16 protein-coding genes and 1 riboswitch are annotated in these 20094 nt (G+C 45.5%); of the genes, 1 reads left to right on the forward strand and 15 read right to left on the reverse strand.

Features of this window, described 5'->3' with window-relative positions; all coding sequences use genetic code 11:
* Positions 1 to 32: 32 nt before the first annotated feature.
* From bslm_RS13795 to zapA, 14 genes are all read right to left on the reverse strand, one after another.
* Positions 33 to 1259, reverse strand: coding sequence for an aspartate kinase (locus bslm_RS13795; protein ID WP_003229564.1), 1227 nt, complete (start codon positions 1257 to 1259; stop codon positions 33 to 35).
* Positions 1260 to 1384: 125 nt separating this feature from the next.
* A riboswitch (Lysine riboswitch) is annotated at positions 1385 to 1564 on the reverse strand.
* A 64-nt stretch (positions 1565 to 1628) separates the two neighbouring features.
* Positions 1629 to 3401 carry an excinuclease ABC subunit UvrC gene (gene uvrC, locus bslm_RS13800; RefSeq protein WP_044052482.1) on the reverse strand — a complete coding sequence of 591 codons (1773 nt, stop codon included), beginning with the start codon at positions 3399 to 3401 and terminating at the stop codon, positions 1629 to 1631.
* Between the two features lie 135 nt (positions 3402 to 3536).
* Entirely contained in the window at positions 3537 to 3851 is a 315-nt protein-coding gene (gene trxA, locus bslm_RS13805; protein ID WP_003222500.1) for a thioredoxin, read from the reverse strand.
* Between the two features lie 322 nt (positions 3852 to 4173).
* A complete protein-coding gene (abfB, locus tag bslm_RS13810; protein ID WP_026009861.1) occupies positions 4174 to 5661 on the reverse strand; it encodes an alpha-L-arabinofuranosidase AbfB in 1488 nt (495 codons plus the stop codon).
* 214 nt (positions 5662 to 5875) lie between these two features.
* A complete protein-coding gene (gene etfA / locus bslm_RS13815; RefSeq protein ID WP_003229553.1) occupies positions 5876 to 6853 on the reverse strand; it encodes an electron transfer flavoprotein subunit alpha in 978 nt (325 codons plus the stop codon).
* Between the two features lie 35 nt (positions 6854 to 6888).
* On the reverse strand, positions 6889 to 7662 hold the full coding sequence (etfB, locus tag bslm_RS13820) for an electron transfer flavoprotein subunit beta (RefSeq protein WP_014480500.1): 774 nt from the start codon (positions 7660 to 7662) through the stop codon (positions 6889 to 6891).
* A gap of 14 nt (positions 7663 to 7676) precedes the next feature.
* A complete protein-coding gene (locus tag bslm_RS13825; protein WP_003229549.1) occupies positions 7677 to 8453 on the reverse strand; it encodes an enoyl-CoA hydratase in 777 nt (258 codons plus the stop codon).
* 14 nt (positions 8454 to 8467) lie between these two features.
* A complete protein-coding gene (gene fadR, locus bslm_RS13830; RefSeq protein ID WP_003229547.1) occupies positions 8468 to 9052 on the reverse strand; it encodes a fatty acid metabolism transcriptional regulator FadR in 585 nt (194 codons plus the stop codon).
* 104 nt (positions 9053 to 9156) lie between these two features.
* A complete protein-coding gene (gene lcfA, locus bslm_RS13835; RefSeq protein ID WP_004399166.1) occupies positions 9157 to 10839 on the reverse strand; it encodes a long-chain-fatty-acid--CoA ligase LcfA in 1683 nt (560 codons plus the stop codon).
* Between the two features lie 188 nt (positions 10840 to 11027).
* Positions 11028 to 11432: a DUF350 domain-containing protein gene (locus bslm_RS13840; protein WP_003237674.1), complete on the reverse strand. Its 405-nt coding sequence runs from the start codon at positions 11430 to 11432 to the stop codon at positions 11028 to 11030.
* A 14-nt stretch (positions 11433 to 11446) separates the two neighbouring features.
* Positions 11447 to 13804, reverse strand: a complete 2358-nt coding sequence (locus tag bslm_RS13845; RefSeq protein WP_003229541.1) for an endonuclease MutS2 — start codon at positions 13802 to 13804, stop codon at positions 11447 to 11449.
* Between the two features lie 20 nt (positions 13805 to 13824).
* Positions 13825 to 15537: a DNA polymerase/3'-5' exonuclease PolX gene (polX, locus tag bslm_RS13850; RefSeq protein WP_003229538.1), complete on the reverse strand. Its 1713-nt coding sequence runs from the start codon at positions 15535 to 15537 to the stop codon at positions 13825 to 13827.
* Between the two features lie 73 nt (positions 15538 to 15610).
* Positions 15611 to 16144, reverse strand: a complete 534-nt coding sequence (locus bslm_RS13855; protein ID WP_003229537.1) for a CvpA family protein — start codon at positions 16142 to 16144, stop codon at positions 15611 to 15613.
* A 6-nt stretch (positions 16145 to 16150) separates the two neighbouring features.
* Positions 16151 to 16408, reverse strand: coding sequence for a cell division protein ZapA (gene zapA, locus bslm_RS13860; RefSeq protein WP_003229534.1), 258 nt, complete (start codon positions 16406 to 16408; stop codon positions 16151 to 16153).
* A gap of 133 nt (positions 16409 to 16541) precedes the next feature.
* On the opposite strand from zapA, the gene rnhC reads away from it, so the two are divergent.
* Positions 16542 to 17483, forward strand: coding sequence for a ribonuclease HIII (gene rnhC / locus bslm_RS13865; RefSeq protein WP_003245949.1), 942 nt, complete (start codon positions 16542 to 16544; stop codon positions 17481 to 17483).
* 191 nt (positions 17484 to 17674) lie between these two features.
* Here the strand turns inward: rnhC and pheT are convergent, their stop codons facing one another.
* Positions 17675 to 20089 carry a phenylalanine--tRNA ligase subunit beta gene (pheT, locus tag bslm_RS13870; protein ID WP_046381255.1) on the reverse strand — a complete coding sequence of 805 codons (2415 nt, stop codon included), beginning with the start codon at positions 20087 to 20089 and terminating at the stop codon, positions 17675 to 17677.
* Between the last annotated feature and the right edge of the window lie 5 nt (positions 20090 to 20094).

Here is a 20094-nt window from a genome sequence, read left to right on the forward strand (position 1 = left end):
GTGACTGCATAGTCCCGCCTTTTTGATTGTCATTACACAGCTGAAGGGTGTTTTGAAAGCTCAAATGCATCGTGAAGCGACTCGACTGCTTTCACCATGTCATTTTCGCTTACGACTGTTGACACTTTGATTTCAGATGTGCTGACCATTTTGATTAAAATGTTTTTTTGCGCCAGTACAGCAAACATTTCAGCCGCTACACCGGGATTTGAGACCATGCCGGATCCAACAATAGATACTTTAGCCAATTTGCTTTCTGTCTCGATTTTCTCAAATTCCAGCGCGTCTTTATACTCTTCAAGCACCGCAACGGTTTGGTCTGCATCTTCTGTTTTGACAGAGAAGGAAATTCCAGTCTTGTCCTCGGCCTGCGTTTGGATAATGATATCCACGTTTATGTTTCTTTTGGCAAGTGTTGTAAAAATAGTAGACAAAGTTGTCAGGCCGCTAGTCAGCCCGTAAATGGTTACTCTTGTGATTTGATCTTCAAATGCAATGCCTCTGACAATTAAATTCTGTTCCATGGATGATTCCTCCTCAATTAATGTTCCCGCTTCGGTTTCTGTACTTGAACGCACTTCTAACGGCACTTGGTAATTTTTCGCGAACTCAACTGCTCTCGGATGAAGAACACCGGCGCCTAAATTGGCAAGTTCAAGCATTTCATCGTATGAGATGCCCTCAAGTTTTCTCGCTGATTTCACATAGCGCGGATCGGTTGTAAACACGCCTGGCACGTCTGTGTATATGTCACATTTATCAGCTTTTAAAGCGGCAGCCAAAGCAACTGCTGTTGTATCTGAACCGCCCCGGCCCAATGTCGTAATTTCACAATCCTCTGTCATGCCTTGAAATCCTGCAACAATGACAATTTTTCCTTTTTCAAGCTGGTCTGCTAAAACCGAAGTGTCGATATCTGTAATTCTGGCGTTTCCGTGAATGGCCTCCGTACGGATTCCCGCCTGCCAGCCAGTATAAGACACAGCGTCATAGCCTTTTTCCTGCAATGCCATTGAAAGGAGTGAAATCGTGACCTGCTCGCCTGTCGCCAGCAGCATATCCATTTCGCGTTTGCTCGGCTGGTCAGAAATAGCTTTTGCAAGGCTGACCAATTCGTCAGTGGATTTTCCCATTGCTGAAACGACGACAACGACTTGATGGCCTTTCTGTTTTTCTGCAATTGCGCGGTTTGCCGCATTTTGAATTTTTTCGACTGAGCCGACGGAAGTGCCTCCGAATTTTTGTACAATAAGACCCATGTATTACCACCCTTTACATTTTGGTTCGTGCGGGTGAGGAGAAAGAGCGCTTTGTCCACAATAAAAAAAGCAATGAGAGGAATACTCTCATTGCTTATCAATTAATCATCATAAATGATTATGAACAACGAGATAGCCCTCCAAGAAAATGATTTCTTGACAGCCTTACATTTATTCAATGCACGGCCAGCAAATAATACCGATGGGGTTTTATTTGCTTCGGCGACGCTCCCCTTTCAGCCTTTTTCACAGAATCCATCTTTCTCCAAAGGCATACTCTTGAAGTTCGCACCTCTATCTTCACCATATAACACGATCTAACTATGAAATTAGTTCACATTTTATCAGATCTTATTTAAAAGGACAACATTATTTTTGCAATTTGTCGTAAAGGAGCTGAGCCGCCGCTGTGGGAACACCGGCTTTTTTGATGTCCTCAAGGCTTGCTTCCTTCATTTTTTTAACGGAACCGAAATGCTTTAACAGCATTTTCTTTCTTTTCTCTCCGATACCCGGGATGTCGTCCAAAACGGATTGAAACGCGCTTTTTCCGCGGATTTGCCTGTGAAAACTGATTGCAAAACGGTGCACCTCGTCTTGAATGCGCTGCAGGAGGTAAAATTCCTGGCTGTTTCGTTCCAGATACACTACCTCCAGCGGCTCACCGATCAGTAAATTTGAGGTTCTGTGTTTTTCATCTTTCGCTAGACCGGCGATCGGGATATCCAAGCCGAGTTCATTTTCAATGACATCCCTTGCTGCGTTGATCTGCCCTTTTCCTCCGTCAATGATAATCAGATCGGGCAGCGGCAGATTCTCACGAAGCACTCTCGTATAGCGTCTTCTGACAACCTCTCTCATAGAACCGTAATCATCCGGCCCTGTAACAGTTTTGATTTTATATTTGCGGTATTCCTTTTTGTATGGTTTGCCATCGATAAACACAATCATCGCGGAAACCGGGTTTGTCCCCTGTATATTTGAGTTATCAAACGCTTCAATTCTGTGCGGCGTATAAATATTTAATGCCTCACCTAGTTTCTGCACTGCCCCGATTGAACGCTCCTCGTCCCGTTCGATTAAAGAGAATTTTTCTTTCAATGCGATTTTCGCATTTTTATGGGCAAGCATGAGCAGTTCTTTTTTCGGGCCTTTTTTCGGCTGGTGAACGTTTGTTTCCAGCAGCTGCTCGATCATAGATTGATCTACGCTGTCCGGAACTAAAATCTCCTTCGGAAGGAAGTGGTTGTTTTTTGAATAGAACTGCCCGATGAACGTGAGGAACTCTTCATCTGCTTCCTGATAAAGCGGGAACATGCTGACATCGCGTTCAATGAGCTTTCCTTGGCGGATGAAAAAGACCTGCACGCACATCCAGCCCTTATCGTACGCGTACGCGAACACATCACGGTCGACTAGATCGTTCATCGTCATTTTTTGTTTTTCCATCGTTGATTCAATATGGGCCATTTGGTCACGAAGCTCTTTTGCTCGTTCAAACTCAAGATTCTCAGCAGCTTCATGCATTTTCTCTTCAAGCTCTTTTTTGACCTCATTATAGCCGCCCCTTAAGAAACGTGTAATGCTTTCAACCAGCTCTCTGTTCGTCTCTTCGGAAATATCCTTTACACACGGAGCGAGGCATTGGCCCAGATGATAGTAAAGGCACACTCTGTCCGGGAGCTTGGAGCATTTTCTGAGAGGATACAGACGGTCGAGCAGTTTTTTTGTTTCCCTTGCTGCCTGTACATTCGGATACGGCCCGAAATAGCGCCCTTTGTCTTTTTTGACATTGCGGGTGACAATCAGCCTTGGGTGGCGTTCATGGGTGAGTTTTATGAAAGGATAGGTTTTGTCGTCTTTGAGCATGACGTTGTATTTCGGATCATGCTTTTTGATCAGATTCATTTCTAAAATAAGCGCTTCAAGATTGGAGGACGTCACGATATATTCAAAATCCTCGATTTCCGTCACAAGCCTTTGGGTTTTCGCGTCGTGAGAACCGGTGAAGTAGGAGCGCACTCTGTTTTTCAGCACTTTTGCTTTCCCTACGTAGATCACAGTCTGCTGCCGGTCCTTCATGAGATAACAACCCGGTTGATCAGGAAGGAGAGCGAGTTTTTCTTTCAGTTGTTTGTTCATATGTTACCCTTCCTTATGTTTAATCCTTTATTTCCAGTTTAACACGAACGTTTGTTTTTCTCTATGGTTCACAATTGGCGAATAAAAAAAGCGATCCCTCAATCGGAATCGCTCTGGCATGTAAGCAGCGGAAAATTAAAGATGTTTGTTTACAAGCTCTTGAAGCGCTTCTTTTGGTTTGAAGCCGACTGAAGTTTCAACTACTTCGCCGTCTTTTAACACAAGAAGAGTCGGGATGCTCATAACGCCGTATTTTCCGGCAGTTTCTTGGTTTTCGTCTACATCGATTTTTACGATTTTCAGTTTGTCTCCCATTTCTTGATCCAATTCTTCAAGAACAGGTGCAATCATTTTACAAGGTCCGCACCAAGGAGCCCAGAAGTCTGCCAGTACGACGCCTTCGCTTGTTTCAGCTGAGAAAGATTGATCAGTTGCTTTTACGATAGCCATTATTGAATTCCTCCAATGTGAAATGATGATTTTTAGTATAGCATCTCCCATTCGTTCACGCTATTTTAATGCTTACAAATTATTTTTTCCTGATCACAGCCGGTTTACTCATTTTTATATGGTTGAATGGGATATGCTCTTTTTTTAAAACACAAATCTGATAATGGCCCCGATCACTACAATTGCCCCAATAATCATTAAAATGGTACGAAGCATAAGATCACATCTCCTCTTCACTGTCATGTACTTTACCATGCCCTGCCGGAGCTGTTTTAAAACCTGAAAAAGAGCGCCGGCATGAAGCTCCGGCGCTCTTGCGCGATTAAGAATCAGCACGCAGCGTAAGTAAGACGACTGACATTGGCGGGAGTTTTACTTTCAGTTTGTTTTTGCTGAGCGTGTATTGTCTGAAGGATTCCGGTTTGACATGATGAGGATCGTCAAACGTGTTATGCGCATTCATTTTTTCTGCCGTAAGAATGACTCCGGAATGGTCCGCTGCCTTGTGTAGGCCTCTCAGCTCGATTTCCGCCTCCGCTTTGTTTTGGTGATCGATGTTGCAAATAGTGATATTGATATCACCTTCAGCTTGTTTCGACGCTGAAATGCTGATTTGCGGAAGCGTTTCACCCTTCCATTCATAGTCGGCAGACATTGTCTCTGTTGCTAAAAGAGAAGCGTCCTGGTGCACCTTAAACATATTGAATACATGGTACGTCGGTGTCAAAAGCATCCGCTCGCCCTCAGTCAAAATCATCGCTTGTAGAACGTTTACTGTTTGGGCGATGTTGGCCATTTGCACCCGGCGGCAATGCTGATGGAAAATGTGGAAATGAGAAGCCGCCACCAGTGCATCACGAATGGTGTTTTGCTGATATAAGAAACCGGGATTCGTGCCTGGCTCGGGATCAAACCAAGTGCCCCATTCATCAATAATCAGCCCGACCCGCTGCTCCGGATCGTACCGGTCCATGATCGTGCCGTGTTTTTGAATCAATTCATCGATGTATTTGGCTTTTTTCATCGTAATAAACCACTCATCTTCCGTGAATTCTGTGGCTGATCCTTTGCCCTTCCAGAAATCCCCCGGAATCGTGTAATAATGAAGACTCAACCCGTCCATCAGGCCAGCGGCTTTTTTCATAAGCACGTCCGTCCAATTAAAATCATCCACATTTGCGCCGCCTGCAATTTTATAAATGTCATTCCCGCTGTAATTGCGGACATAAGTCTGAAAACGCCGGTACAGATCTGCGTAGTATTCGGGATGCATGTTGCCGCCGCAGCCCCAGTTTTCATTGCCCACGCCGAAATATTTCAGCTTCCAAGGCTCTTCTCTTCCATTTTGCTTTCTCCAGTCTGACATCGGCGTGCCTTCTTCAAATGTCATATACTCAATCCACTCCGACATTTCCTGAACGGTTCCGCTTCCGACATTGCCGCAAATATATGGCTCGCATTCAAGCAGCTCGCAAAGCATCATAAATTCATGCGTTCCGAATTCATTTGATTCAATTGTACCGCCCCAGTGAGTGTTCAGCATTGTCTTACGGTCACCGACACCGTTTGCCCAATGGTATTCGTCCGCAAAACACCCGCCCGGCCACCTGAGGACAGGAATGTGCAGCTGTTTGAGCGCCTCCAGCACGTCCTTTCGTATCCCGTTGATATTGGGGATGTCTGAGTCCGTTCCAACCCAGATCCCCTCATAAATCCCTCTTCCTAAATGCTCAGCAAAATGACCGTATATATTTTTGTTAATGGTTCCTTTTACGATATCTGTTTGAATCACTGCTTGATGTTCAGACATGCCTCTGATCATTCCTTTCATACGGATATGAAAAGCACCACAGTCAAATATGTGATCTGTCTTTTGCCTGAGGAGTCAGCATGAATGTAAGCGCTTTTAAAGTAACCATATTATATATGTTCGTACATGTCAACGACATTTTCTATCTCATTTATATTTGTGCGTATGTATTTACAAATATAAAAACCCGGACTTTTAAAGTCCGGGATTTCCTTTATGAGTGTATATTCAACTGTTTGAATTCCTCAGTTAATAACGGGACAACTTCAAATAAATCACCGACGATGCCGTAATCCGCTATTTTAAAGATATCGGCTTCGGGATCTTTATTGATGGCGACGATCACCTTGCTGTTTGACATGCCGGCCAAATGCTGGATGGCACCGGAAATGCCGCATGCAATGTACAAATCCGGAGTGACGACTTTCCCCGTCTGCCCGATTTGAAGAGCGTAATCGCAATAATCAGCGTCACATGCCCCGCGAGAAGCCCCGACTGCGGCCCCTAGCACCTCTGCAAGCTCCTGCAGAGGCTGAAATCCCTCCTTGCTTTTGACTCCTCGGCCGCCCGCAACGATAATTTTCGCTTCGGAGAGATCAACACCGTCCGCCGTTTTTTTCACGACCTCTTGAATCACGGTGCGAAGGTCAGTAAGAGAGACATTTATGCTTTCGATGCTTCCCGACCTGCTGGTGTCTTTTTCTGAAGCTTGAATGTTATTGGGGCGAATTGTTGCAAAGATCATCGGATCGGTTGAAATGACACGTTCAAAAGCTTTCCCCGAGTAAATCGGCCGTGTGAACACAACATTTCCTCCGGTAACGCTTACATCTATAGCATCAGAAATTAAGCCTGTTTGCAGCCGGGCAGCAAGCTTCGGTGAAAGATCCTTGCCCATTGCCGTATGCCCGAAGATGACTGAATCAGGATTTTCTTGCTCGATAACACCTCTCATGACCTGGCTGTACCCGTCTGCCGTGTATGTTTTCAGCTTCGGGTCCTCAGCGGTAAGAACTTTATCTGCTCCGTAATGAATAAGCTCTTGTGCAATGCTTTGTACATTTTCACCGATGAGAACACCGATGACTTCCCCATCTCCTGAAATGGTTCTTCCTGCAGCTATTGCTTCAAAGGTGACATTTCGCAATTCCCCATCGCGTATTTCTCCAAGCACGATCACTTTTTTTCCCATTCTAACATCCCCCTGTTTCTTTGAATGTCCAAGTTTTAAATGACTTTAGCTTCGCTGCGGAGCAATGAAACAAGCTCTTTTGCCTGTTCAGCAGGCTCACCTTGGAGAAGCTTCCCGGCTTCTTTTTTCGGCGGCAGAAAACGTTCAATGGTTTTCAGCTTTGGTTCAGCATCCTCTTCGTCCAGATCAAGATCATCAAGTTCAAGCTCTTCAAGCGGCTTTTTCTTAGCCTTCATAATTCCCGGAAGCGATGGATAGCGCGGCTCGTTTAAGCCCTGCTGAGCTGTGACAAGCAATGGGAGCGTCGTTTTGATTTTTTCAACATCCCCTTCGACGTCCCTTTCTGCTTCTGCATCAGTGCCGTTGATTTCGAGTTTGGTGATCGTAGTGATACACGGAATGTCCAGTAGCTCGGCAAGCCGAGGCGCCACTTGTCCTGATCCTCCGTCAATGGCAACATTTCCGCCGAGAATCAAATCAAACTCCTGATCCTTCATATAGTGGTATAAAACTTGAGAAATGGAATATTGGTCGGGTTCTTCAAGATCATCTTCTATGTTGATTAAAACAGCTTGGTCACAACCCATGGCAAGCGCCGTACGCAATTCTTTCTCCGCTTCTTCACCGCCGACCGTGACAGCGGTGATCGTGCCGCCATGCTTTTCCTTCAGCTGGATGGCTTCTTCTATCGCGTACTCATCATATGGATTAATGATCCATTCCGCTCCGTCATCCTGAATCTTTCCTGTTTCAATGACGATTTTTTCTTCTGTGTCAAACGTCCGTTTCATCAGTACAAATAGATTCATGATCATATCCCCTTTTATTCGCCTTTGAACTGAGGCTTTCTTTTTTCGAGAAATGCCTGGATGCCTTCCTTGGCGTCCTCTGACTCAAATGCTTCCCCAAATCGCTTTGCTTCAAGCTTTAAGCTGCCTTCATAGGAATACACCTTGTTGGAATAAAGAAGTTCAAGCAAAGATGCCAGCGTTTGCGGGCTTTTCTCTGCAAACTTAGCGGCAAGTGCTTTTGCTTTTTCAATCACTTCTGCCTCATCTTTCGCTCCAATTGAGACAAGTCCGAGATCAAGCGCTTCTTTTCCGGATATCGGTTCTCCTGATCCGATGAGCTCCAGTGCTTTGGCTGTACCGACATATCTCGGAAGGCGCTGTGTCCCCGCAAAACCTGGAATGATACCGAGATTAAGCTCCGGGAGCCCCAGCTTAGCATCTTCTGCCGCGATTCTGATGTGACAGGCCATTGCAAGCTCCAGCCCGCCTCCGAGAGCAGCGCCGTGAATCGCTGCGATAATCGGTTTTGGAAAACTTTCGATTCTCTCCATTAACTGCTGGCCGCGCTCAGCGAGCAATGAGGAATCCTCATTGCCTTTAAGCGATGTAAATTCTTTAATATCAGCGCCGGCTGAGAAAAATCTTCCCTCGCCGTGAATGATAATGCTTCGTACGCCTGCATCTGTCTCACATTGATCAAGACAGGAAGACAGCTCTTCTAATATCCGGCTTGAAAGCGCGTTTGCCGGCGGATTGTGAATCGTCAAGACTGCCACAAATTGATCAACCGCAAGTGAAATTGCATTCATAGGACAGAACTCCTTTACTTATTGTGAATTCCGGATACCAATAATTCTAAAACGCTGTTTGAAAGCGCAACGAGATCGTACTTTTGGTCATTCATCACCCAAGTTGTCACAGTTTCGTCAATCGTTCCAAAAATCATCTGCCGGGCGAGGCGGACATCGAGGCCTTCTTTTATTTCGCCTGATTGTATACCTTCCGTCAAAATGCCATCCAAAATATTTAAGTAGCCTTTTAATATTTCGTTGATTTTTTGGCGCAGCTCCAAGTTGGATTGGCGGAGCTCAAGCTGCGTGACAATGGCGAGATTATGGTCACCCGCTAAAAGGGAAAAATGCTTTGAAATCACAAGCGCCAATTTCTCTTTCGCTGTTGCTTTTTCTTTAATGTCCTCTTCCATCCGCTCAATAAATTGACCCATTTTTTCTTTGAAAAGAGAAATTAAAATATCTTCTTTGTTTTTAAAATAGAGATAGATGGTGCCGTCCGCTACCCCGGCTTGTTTGGCAATTTTGGATACCTGTGACTGGTGGTAGCCGTTTTCTGCAATGACTTCTACTGCTGCATCAATAATCTGCATATACTTTGGCCGTTTTTGCTTCAATGTTCATCGTTCCTTCCTATAGAAATGAATGACTATTCATTCATAATTTCATGATAAGAAGGATTTTCAGGTTTGTCAAGTTTATTCATAGGCGTTCTCTTTTTTTATTTGATATGATGATTTTCGGTTTCTTCTTCAAGTAAACGCCTTCTTAAAATTTTTCCCACCGCCGTTTTCGGCAGCTCCTTTCTGAACTCATAGGCTTTGGGCACCTTATAGGGAGCTAGACGTGATCTCGCAAAAGCGTCCAGTTCTTCTGTATCGGCTTTTGCGCCTTTCTTTAATACGACAAATGCTTTTACTGTTTCTCCCCTGTAGGAATCGGGAACGCCTGCGACAACAATTTCCTGGATGGCTTCATGTTCATAAAGCGCTTCTTCTACCTCACGCGGGTAAATATTGTAACCGCCGGCAATGATGATATCCTTCTTCCTGTCAGCAATATAGAAAAAGCCTTCTTCATCCATATAGCCCATGTCCCCGGTGAACAGCCAGCCATCTCTCAGCACTGCGGCGGTTTCCTCTGGTTTATTCCAGTATCCTTTCATGACTTGCGGACCTTTTACAATGATTTCTCCATGCTCATACGGAGCGGCAAGCTCACCCGTCTCTTCAGAATAGATCGCAGCGTCCGTACTCGGCCAAGGACAGCCGATACTGCCCGGCTTGTTTTTTCCCCAGATAAAGTTGGCGTGCGTCACTGGGGATGCCTCAGACAAACCATAGCCTTCCACAAGCTTTCCACCAGTCACCTTTTCAAATTTCTGCTTTACCTCCACGGGGAGCGCGGCTGATCCGCTAAGACAGCTTTTAATGGATGACAGATCATAATGCTGCAATTCAGGGTGATGCAAAAGGCCAATGTAAATTGTCGGTGCGCCAGGAAAGAGCGTCGGTTTGTGTTTGTCGATGATTTTAAGTGTTTCGAGCGGATCAAACTTAGGAAGAAGAATCATTTCGAAGCCTAGTTTAATCGAATAGTTCATGACTGCCGTCAGTCCGTAGACATGAAAAAATGGAACGATGCCCAGCACTTTTTCAGCGCCTTCTTTCACGTCATACATCCAAGCGGCGCACATTTCAGTATTTGCCAAAATATTTTGGTGCGTGAGCATGACCCCTTTTGGAGCTCCGGTTGTTCCTCCGGTATACTGGAGGACAGCGATATCATGCTCAGGATCGATCTTCGGGATTGTCAGGAGTTCAGTTTTTTCCTGCTTCATACAGGAAGCGAACGTGTGAATGTTAGCTGTTTTGTCAAAGTCGATATGCACTTTTTGTTTTTGCGTCAGCGGGTAAAGAATATTTTTCGGAAAAGGCAAATAGTCTTTTACACTGGTTATCAAAATCTGGTCGACTATTGATAACGTTTTCATTTTTATTGCCTTCGGGAAAAGCAAATCTAAGGTGATGATTACACTTACCTGAGCATCTCTAAGCTGGTATTCAAGCTCATGCTCGGTATAAAGCGGATTCGTCTGCACCACGATGCCACCGGCAAACAAGACGCCATAATAAGAAATCACTGTTTGCGGGCAATTGGGCAGCATAACAGCCACTCTGTCTCCTTTTTGCAGGCCATTGCACTGCAAAAAAGCTGCAAGTTTAAGAGCATCCGTCAGAATGTCATGAAAGGTGAGTTTTTTTCCATAAAACGATATTGCGGTTTTATCAGGGAATCGTGCGGCGGAGTCTGTCAGGATGGATTGCAGGGTTTTATTCGGCAACGGAAGCTCATGCGGGATATCGTTGGGATACTCGGCAAGCCACGGCTTTTGAGACTGCATAAAACCTCCCCTTTCGATTTTAGAGATCCACCTTATCATTATAGCAGATGGACGGCAAAAAAAAGAAAAAGAAAGGTAAATCTTTCTTTTTCTCATAATATGAACAGATATATAAGACCAATTAACAAAAAGATTCCCGCTGCGGCGAGCAGTATTTTCGCAAGCTTTTCCATCTATTCTCCGTCCCCTTATATTCCGGCTGCCACCACAAAAGAAAGCCCGACAGAAATGACAAATGAAATAAAGCCGACAGCCCGGTTATCATTTTCGATTTCCTGATCAATTTTAAACCGCGGAGTCAAAAACTCAAAAATAAAGTAGCTGATCAGAAGCATAACAAACCCGTAAACGCCCCAGCCGATCATTTGCAGCAGCGAATTATGCTGGGAGATGGAATGCTGAAATACGTTTGCGATTCCCAAAATTTTTCCGCCGGTCGCCATTGCCACCGCAAGATTTCCTTTTTGAATCTCTTCCCAGTTTTTATAAGCCGTCACCAGCTCAAACACAGTCAAAAAGAGGACGAGGCAGAGAACCGCGACACTGTAATATGCCGCGATTTCCACAAGCTCGTTTTCCCAAAAATCACTCATGGCCATACTCCCTTTTATTTTAGTTCAACAACCGTAACGCCTGATCCTCCCTCACCTGCTTCACCGAAACGGGAACTTTTGACGCTGCGGTGGTTTTTCAGAAGATCCTGTACGCCTTTTCTTAAAGCGCCGGTTCCTTTTCCGTGGATGATTGACACTCTTGGATATCCGGCTAACACCGCATCATCCAAGTATTTTTCAACCCGGCTGAGGGCATTTTCATAGCGTTCGCCGCGAAGATCAAGTTCAAGCGATACGTGATAGTCCTTTCCTTTGACCGCTGTAATCATTTTTTCTTTTTTTGGCTCCGGAGCTGATTTGATAAACTCCAGATCTTTTTCTTTTACTTTCATCTTTAAAATACCGATTTGAACGTTCCATTCATTGCCGCCTGTTTTTTCGAGCAATGTTCCTTTTTGCCCGAAAGTGAGGACTTTCACCTCGTCGCCAGGCTTAAAGTCGCGTTTTTGCGTTTTCGGCTTTTCCGGTTTCTTGGACTTTTCAAAAGCAGGCATAGCGCCTTCTAACCGTTTCTTCGCGTTAATCAGCTCGTGATCCTTGAAGGATTTGTGTTCTTCTTTTATGGTGCGCAATTCATGAATAATGTCCTCGGCTTCTTTCATTGCCGCTTTTACTTTTTCAGCAGCCTGCTGTTCTGCCTCTTCAAGCATTTTGTCTTTTTTGCTGTTAAGCTCGATGATTTGCTGCTGCAGCTCTTTATGCAGTTTTTCCGCTTCTTTTCTGATTGATTCTGTCTCAGAAAGCTCTTCTTCCGCACGTTTTTTGCTTTGTTCCAGCGACGCAATCATCGTATCGACTTCGTTATGCTCGGCCGTCATTTCTGACTTCGCCTGCCCGATGATATGGTCCGGGAGCCCGAGGCGTTTTGAAATTTCGAAAGCATTGCTTCGACCCGGCACACCAATTAAAAGTTTATAGGTCGGTGACAGCGTTTCGATGTCAAATTCAACGCTGGCATTCATGACGCCTTCTCTGTTATAGCCGTACGCCTTCAATTCCGGATAATGCGTCGTAGCTAACACTCGTGCATTGGTGCGATGCACGTCATCCAAGATGCTCATGGCGAGGGCCGCCCCCTCCTGCGGATCTGTCCCTGCACCAAGTTCATCGAAAAGCACAAGGCTGTTTTCATTGACCTGTTCTAAAATGCCGACAATATTCACCATATGGGATGAGAACGTACTTAAACTTTGCTCAATCGACTGTTCATCACCGATATCAGCGAATACGTGCTCAAATACTGCCGCTTCTGACCCTTCATCTGCCGGGATATGAAGACCTGATTGCGCCATTAAGGTTAGCAGGCCTAACGTTTTAAGGGTGACTGTTTTCCCCCCGGTGTTTGGCCCTGTGATGACAATGGTTGAAAAATCGCGGCCAAGCTCGATGTCATTGGCAACAACCTGATCAGGCGGAAGCAATGGATGGCGGGCTTTTTTCAAACGGATAAAGCCGGTGTCGTTCATAATCGGTTTTGTCGCTTTAACCGCTTTTGCATATCTAGCTTTTGCAAAAATAAAGTCAAGCGTCTGCAGCACTTGCAAATCTAGAAATAGCTCCTCTGTATACTCTGCCGTTTTCTCTGTCAGCACACGCAAAATCCGTTCAATTTCTTGCTTTTCTTTCACTTTCGCCTGCTGAAGGGAATTGTTCATATCTACAATTGCCTGCGGTTCAATGAATAGTGTCGCACCAGAGGATGAGGTGTCGTGCACAATTCCTCCATAGCTGGATCTGTACTCCTGTTTGACCGGGATCACAAAGCGGTCATTCCGAATCGTAACAATCGTATCAGACAGCATTTTCGATGCGGAAGAGGAACGCAGCATCGACTCTAACCGGTCTCTGACTCTTGATTCGAGTGTTCTGAGCTGTGTGCGGATTCCTCTTAATGTTTCCGATGCATGATCAAGCACTTCTCCGTGATCATCGATGCAGGAATTAATGTCCCGCTCTAAATCGGACAGCGTGATAAGCTGTTCAGCATGCTGATGGATCAGCGGAATGTCGACACCGTCTTCAGCCATTTGCGTGATAAAATGTTTCATTTGTTTAACTGCATAAAGCAGGCCTGAGATTTCAGTGAATTCAGAAGGACTGAGAACGCTGCCGATTTCCGCCCGTCTTAACGCTCCTCTGATATCTACAAGGCCGCCAAATGGCGCTTGGCCTCTCAGCCGGATAATGTCAGAAGCTTCGTCTACTTCATCCAGCTGTTTTTTGATTTCGTCTATAGAAGCAGAAGGCTTAAGCTCGAGAAGCATTTCTTTTCCGAGCGATGAAGCGGCATGCCCAATAACCTGTTCTTTCACTTTATGAAATTCAAGAGCTGATAATACTTTTTGCTGCACGATTGTGTGAGCCTCCTTACTTAATCGTTGCGCTTCAGAAATGCCTCTACGTCTTTAAGCGACCGGGCATTCAGAACGTTTTTCGTTTCCGTCCATCCTTTGCGCGCGGCAGTAACGCCAGTTTTCATATCGTCTAACATCTCAATATTATGGGCATCAGTATTAATCACCAATGTAACCCCTTGTTCGTTTGCTTTCATTAAATGCTCTGTGCGCAGATCAAGGCGCGCAGGGTTGGCATTGAGTTCAAGCGCCGTATTTGTTTTCCTCGCAAGCTCAATCAGCTGATCAATATCGATTTCGTAACCGGCCCGTCTGCCGATAAGGCGCCCGGTCGGGTGTGCGATAATGTCAACATGCTTGTTTGTCAGTGCCGTCTCAAGCCGTTTCATAATCACGTGTTCCGGCTGATTAAAACTGGAATGAATCGATGCAATAACGATATCCATTTCCGCAAGCACATCGTCATCATAATCGAGCGTACCGTCAGGCAGGATATCCATCTCAACGCCTTTCAAAATACGGAAGTTTTCAAACTCTGCATTCAGCGCGTCAATTTCTTTTGCCTGCTGCTTAAGTCTTTCTGCAGTAAGCCCGTTGGCGACCTTTAAATATTGTGAGTGATCGGTGATCGCCATGTATTGATAGCCTTTTTTGATGCAGGCTTCAGCCATCTCTCTGATCGAAAATGCGCCATCGCTCCACGTTGAGTGCATGTGGAGATCACCTTTGATTTGCCCGAGCTCTATCAGTTCAATGCTGTCGCTGTAGGTTTCCACTTCCTGTCCGCTTTCACGAATTTCCGGCGGAATCAGCGGCAGGCCGAAGTGCGCATAAAATTCACGTTCACTCGGAAATGTTTTGATCTCTCCGGTTTCAACTGTCTCAACGCCGTATTCACTGATCCGCTCGCCGCGTTCTTTGGCGATTTGGCGCATCTTAATATTGTGATCCTTTGATCCCGTAAAATGATGGAGTGTTGTCGGAAACTGCTCTTCCGTCACAAGACGGAAATCGACGCTTGTTTCATATTCAAAGGAAAGGATGACGGACACCTTCGTATCTCCGCTTGCGATCACGCTTTTGATGTTTGGCAGCTCAAGAAGCTGCTCTCTTACTTCAGCCGGATGATCTGTAGCAATGATATAATCCAGATCCTTCACCGTTTCCCGCGCTCTGCGGAGACTTCCGGCACGAGAAAATTTGATGATATGCGTAAATTGAGAAAGATGCTCCTCAATTTCCCGCGCGATCCGGAGGGCGTAGCCGATCGGGAACCGTTCAGGCTGTTTTCCGGCTTCCCCGAGCGCCTGTAATATTTTTTCTTCCGATTTTTTGCCGAAGCCCGCAAGACCCTGGACCTTTTGCTGCTCACAGGCTTCCTTCAGAGATTCTGCATCGTGTACGCCGAGCTCTTTATACAGCTTTGCGATTTTTTTGCCGCCGAGCCCCGGCAGCTTCAATAAAGGCACGAGTCCTTCCGGCACTTCTTTCTGAAGCGATTCGAGCGTGCTTGACTTTCCTTCATCTATATACTCTTTAATGACGCTGTACGTTCCTTTTCCAATGCCGGACAGCGACATCATATCGTCCATTTCTGATAAGCTTCGGTCGTCCTGTTCCAGAGCTGCCGCCGCTTTTCGGAAGGCGGATACTTTAAACGGGTTGTCCCCTTTGAGTTCCATATAGACTGCAATGGTTTCAAGCAGCCGGATAATATCTTTTTTATGCATATCATAACCCCCAGACGTTCACATATGTTTCCATCATACTTGAAAAAAACTTCTCCGGACAAGAGAAGTTTTTTTATGCCCCGTACTGTGTCCACAGCTCTTGTAAAAGCCCTGACAAGTACGGTGTATGGTTAATGATCACATTTGCGAGAGACGATTGCCCCATCATTTGCTGCAACGCGTCTACCGGCAGAACGGATGCGACATACAGCAGCACAAATGTAAATAAATAGACTTCTAGAAAACCGAGAACGGCTCCCAGCATCTGGTTGATTTGTTTAATCACCGGAATGCCGGCTACAATACTCAGGAACGAGCCGATGATTCTCAGTAAGATTTTAGCAATGATAAATAAAACGATAAACGCAATCGCATTATAGTACGCTGCTTCCAAATTCCCCGTAAAAAAAGAAAGAGCCGGCTGTCCCGCTGAAAAATCGGGTGCGGGAATCCAATGTAAATGCGGTGCCACGTTTTTATAGAATAAAGCCGCAAAGGCAATTGATAAAATAAAGCTCGTCAAGCGGATAAACTGCAGGATAAAACCGCGTTTTAACCCCAGTAAAGTCCCCATCAGGAGCAAGATTAAGATGATGATATCTAGCATAGTTGTTCAATCCTTTTCTTTAAGCTGACGCTCCAGTTTTTCACATTTCTCTTGTAATTTGACATAATCGTGCACCACATTTACCGCTGTCAGCACTGCAAGTTTATTTATATCAAGGTATGGATTTTTTTCATTGATTTCTCTCATTTTATCATCAACAATTCCGGCGACATACCTCATATGGGCTCTGCTTTCTTCACCGACAATCGTGAAGTGCTGGCCGTAAATGTCAACGGTTGTTTTTGTTTTTTTGCCGTCAGACAACGTTTCTCCTCCATTCCGCGAGAATCCTAGTTCTTATCATAACACGTTTATTAAATGAATGGAAAGACGAGCCTCCCGCTGTTATGATACACTGGTATATACAGCGAAAAGTGTAAAAAAAGGAGATTATTACGTGTCCCATTCAGTGATAAAAGTATCGTTGTCTGCTATTGACCAAATGAAAATGACGTACAGCGGTTCACTTACAGCCTCTGTTCCGCAGGGAGCCGTTTTTCAGGCAAAACCGCCCGGCTGTACCATTACAGCATATCAATCAGGTAAGGTCTTGTTTCAAGGAAAAAACGCTGCGGCAGAATCCGCGCGCTGGGGAACAGCAGAGCCTCAGGAAAAGAAGAAAACGGCCAAAAAGCCGGCTGATCCCCGCTATGCCCCTCCGGCAGATATCGCCGGAATGTCTGTTATCGGTTCTGACGAAGTCGGAACCGGAGATTACTTTGGCCCAATGACGGTTGTATGCGCGTACGTCGACAAAACCATGCTTCCTTTAATGAAGGAACTCGGTGTTAAGGATTCTAAAGATTTAAAAGATCCGCAAATCATCGAGATTGCCCGAAACCTGATCAAAACTATTCCATATAGCCTCCTGGTTTTAAAAAATGAAAAGTATAACAGCATGCAGGAAAAAGGCATGAGCCAAGGGAAAATGAAAGCTTTGCTGCACAATCAGGCGATCACACATTTATTAAGAAAATTGGATGGAGTAAAGCCTGAAGCCATTTTGATTGACCAATTCGCTGAGCCAGGCGTCTACTTCAATCATTTAAAGGGCAGAGACATTGTGAAGGAGCGGACCTATTTTAGCACAAAAGCTGAAGGCATTCACCTGGCTGTCGCCGCTGCTTCAATCATTGCAAGATATTCGTTTTTAATGGAAATGGATAAACTATCACGCGCGGCAGGAATGACGCTTCCAAAAGGCGCCGGTCCGCACGTCGATGAAGCGGCCGCCAAGCTAATCCTCAAAAAAGGGGCATCTGCACTCAGAACCTTTACAAAACTCCATTTCGCCAATACGCAAAAAGCGCAGCGCCTTGCTGATAAAAAACGTTCATAGAAAAAAGCTTGCAGATTTCTCTGCAAGCTTTTTTCATCTTTTCAGCGTGATTGAAAACCCTTGAAGTCTAGGAAAGGCGAGCATTGGAGCACAGCGAATGTTCTAATTCGTGAGCACCAACGCGCAGACCTGACAACGAATGCGGGGGTTTGCCGACACGCTGAGCTTGCATTTCTCTGCAAGCTTTTTTATCAGCCTCTTAAAACAGCTTGATATGTGTCTTCCAACGCTTTCAGCACTTTGCTGTGCGCCTTTGTCACTTCTTCTTCAGTCAGTGTTTGTTCAGGATTGACATACTGGAGTGAGAAAGCGACTGACTTCTTGCCTTCCTCCATATGTTCGCCTTCGTATACGTCAAAGACGGTTACCTCTTTCAGAAGCTTGCCGCCAGCCTCTTTGATGACGCTCTCGAGCTGGCCGCTCGTGACGGTTTTATCTGTTACAAGAGCGATATCACGTGTCACAGACGGATATTTTGGAATCGCCGTGTAAACAAGCGGTGCTGTTTCTGCTGCGAGCAACGCATGAAGATCGAGCTCAAATACGTATGTTTCCTTTATATCCAGTTCTTTTTCCAATGAAGGGTGGACTTGGCCGATGAAGCCGATCAGAGAACCATTCAATAAAATGTTCGCTGTTCTGCCCGGATGCAGCTGTTTGCGTTCAGACTGTACAAATTCAATGCTGTCTAGAACGTTGAGTTTGTCTAACAGCCCTTCCACAATTCCTTTGACAACAAAGAAATCAACTGGTTTCTTTTCACCCTGCCATAGCTGCTTGCGCCATAATCCGGTAACAGCTCCTGCTACGCGTTCAGTTTCAACAGGTTTTGTGTCCTCTTCCTTCGTCAGGAAAACGGAGCCAACTTCGTACAGTGCAACTGAGTCAGTCTGCCTCGCAAGGTTGTAAGAAACAGAATCAAGCAGATTCGGAACAAGACTGTGTCTGAGAATGCTTCTTTCTTCACTCATTGGAAGCGCAAGCACAGTATTCAGTGATTTTTCAATCGCAAACGCTGCCGCTTTCTTCTCGTTTGTCAATGAGTAAGTGATGGCTTGTGATAAGCCTGCGCCTTCAAGGAAGCGTCTGACTTTACGGCGTTTTGCCTGGTATGGCGTTAATCCGCCTGTAGTTCCCGCTGTCTCAGGAAGCGTAGACGGAATGTTATCGTAGCCGTACAGTCTTGCCGCTTCTTCGATTAAATCCTCTTCTATTGTAATGTCACCGCGGCGTGATGGGACGGTCACAACGAGAAGTTCACCCGCTTCACCGACCGTAAAACCGAGACGTTTATAAATGCTGATCAGTTCTTCTTTACTGATCGTCAGGCCTAGAACGCTGCTCACTTTGTCAGCAGATACGTGAATGTTATTTGCTTCGATTGTCAGGTGATCTTCCTCAACTGTTCCTGCAAGCACCTCACCGCCGGCATACAGATGGATCAGCTGCGCAGCCCGTTCTGCTGCAAGACGTACGCGCGCCGGATCAATTCCTTTTTCAAATCTTACGCTTGATTCACTTCTCAAACCAAGATCTTTGGAAGCCTTGCGAACCGTCTGCCCGTTGAAATACGCAGCCTCAAGCAAAATCGTTTTCGTATCTTCCTGAACCTCTGACTCTGCTCCTCCCATGACACCGGCAACGGCCTGCGCTTTCGTTCCGTTTGTAATGACAAGGTGATCGGCAGACAGCTTACGTTCTTGATCATCAAGTGTTACGATCATTTCATTCTCAGCTGCTTTTCTTACTACGACTTCCTTAGAGCCAAATCTGTCATAATCAAACGCATGAAGCGGCTGTCCGTATTCCAACAGGACAAAATTTGTGATGTCAACGACGTTGTTGTGCGGACGAATGCCTGCATTCATCAGCTTTGTCTGCATCCAAAGCGGTGACGGAGCAATCGTGACATTTTTAATGATTTTTGCAGTGTACAGCGGGTTCGCTTCTTGATCTTCAATTTTGACTGAAATGTAATCAGACGCTTGTTCTGAAGCAGCCGGGTAATCCGTTTGCGGAAGCTTTACCTCAGTGTCTAAAATCGCCGCAACCTCGTAAGCAACACCAAGCATGTTCATGGCATCCGCGCGGTTTGGCGTTAAACCCAGCTCAAGAATCGCATCGTCAAGCTGTAAAGCCGCTAAGGCATCGCTTCCTGTTTCAGCGTCATTCGGGAATACGAAAATGCCTTCTGCATACTCCTTCGCCACAAGTTTGCTTTCAATACCAAGCTCCTGTAAGGAACAGATCATGCCGTTTGATTCTTCACCGCGAAGCTTAGCTTTTTTGATTTTGAAATTGCCCGGCAGCACCGCTCCGACTGTTGCAACTGCGACTTTTTGTCCCTTATCCACATTCGGCGCACCGCAAATGATTTGTACAGGGGCTTCAGCTCCGATATCCACAAGGCACTTATTCAGCTTATCAGCATTCGGGTGCTGCTCGCGCTCCAGCACATGGCCGATGACAACGCCTTTGATGCCTTCTCCTTTGTATTCAATTCCTTCAACCTCAATACCGGCTCTTGTAATTTTTTCAGCAAGAACAGCCGGGTCCATGCCTTTTAAATCAACATAATCCTCTAACCATTTATAAGAAACAAACATCCTTG

Origin of the sequence: Bacillus sp. LM 4-2, from assembly GCF_000978495.1 — a bacterium.
GTDB classification, from domain to species: Bacteria; Bacillota; Bacilli; order Bacillales; family Bacillaceae; genus Bacillus; species Bacillus subtilis.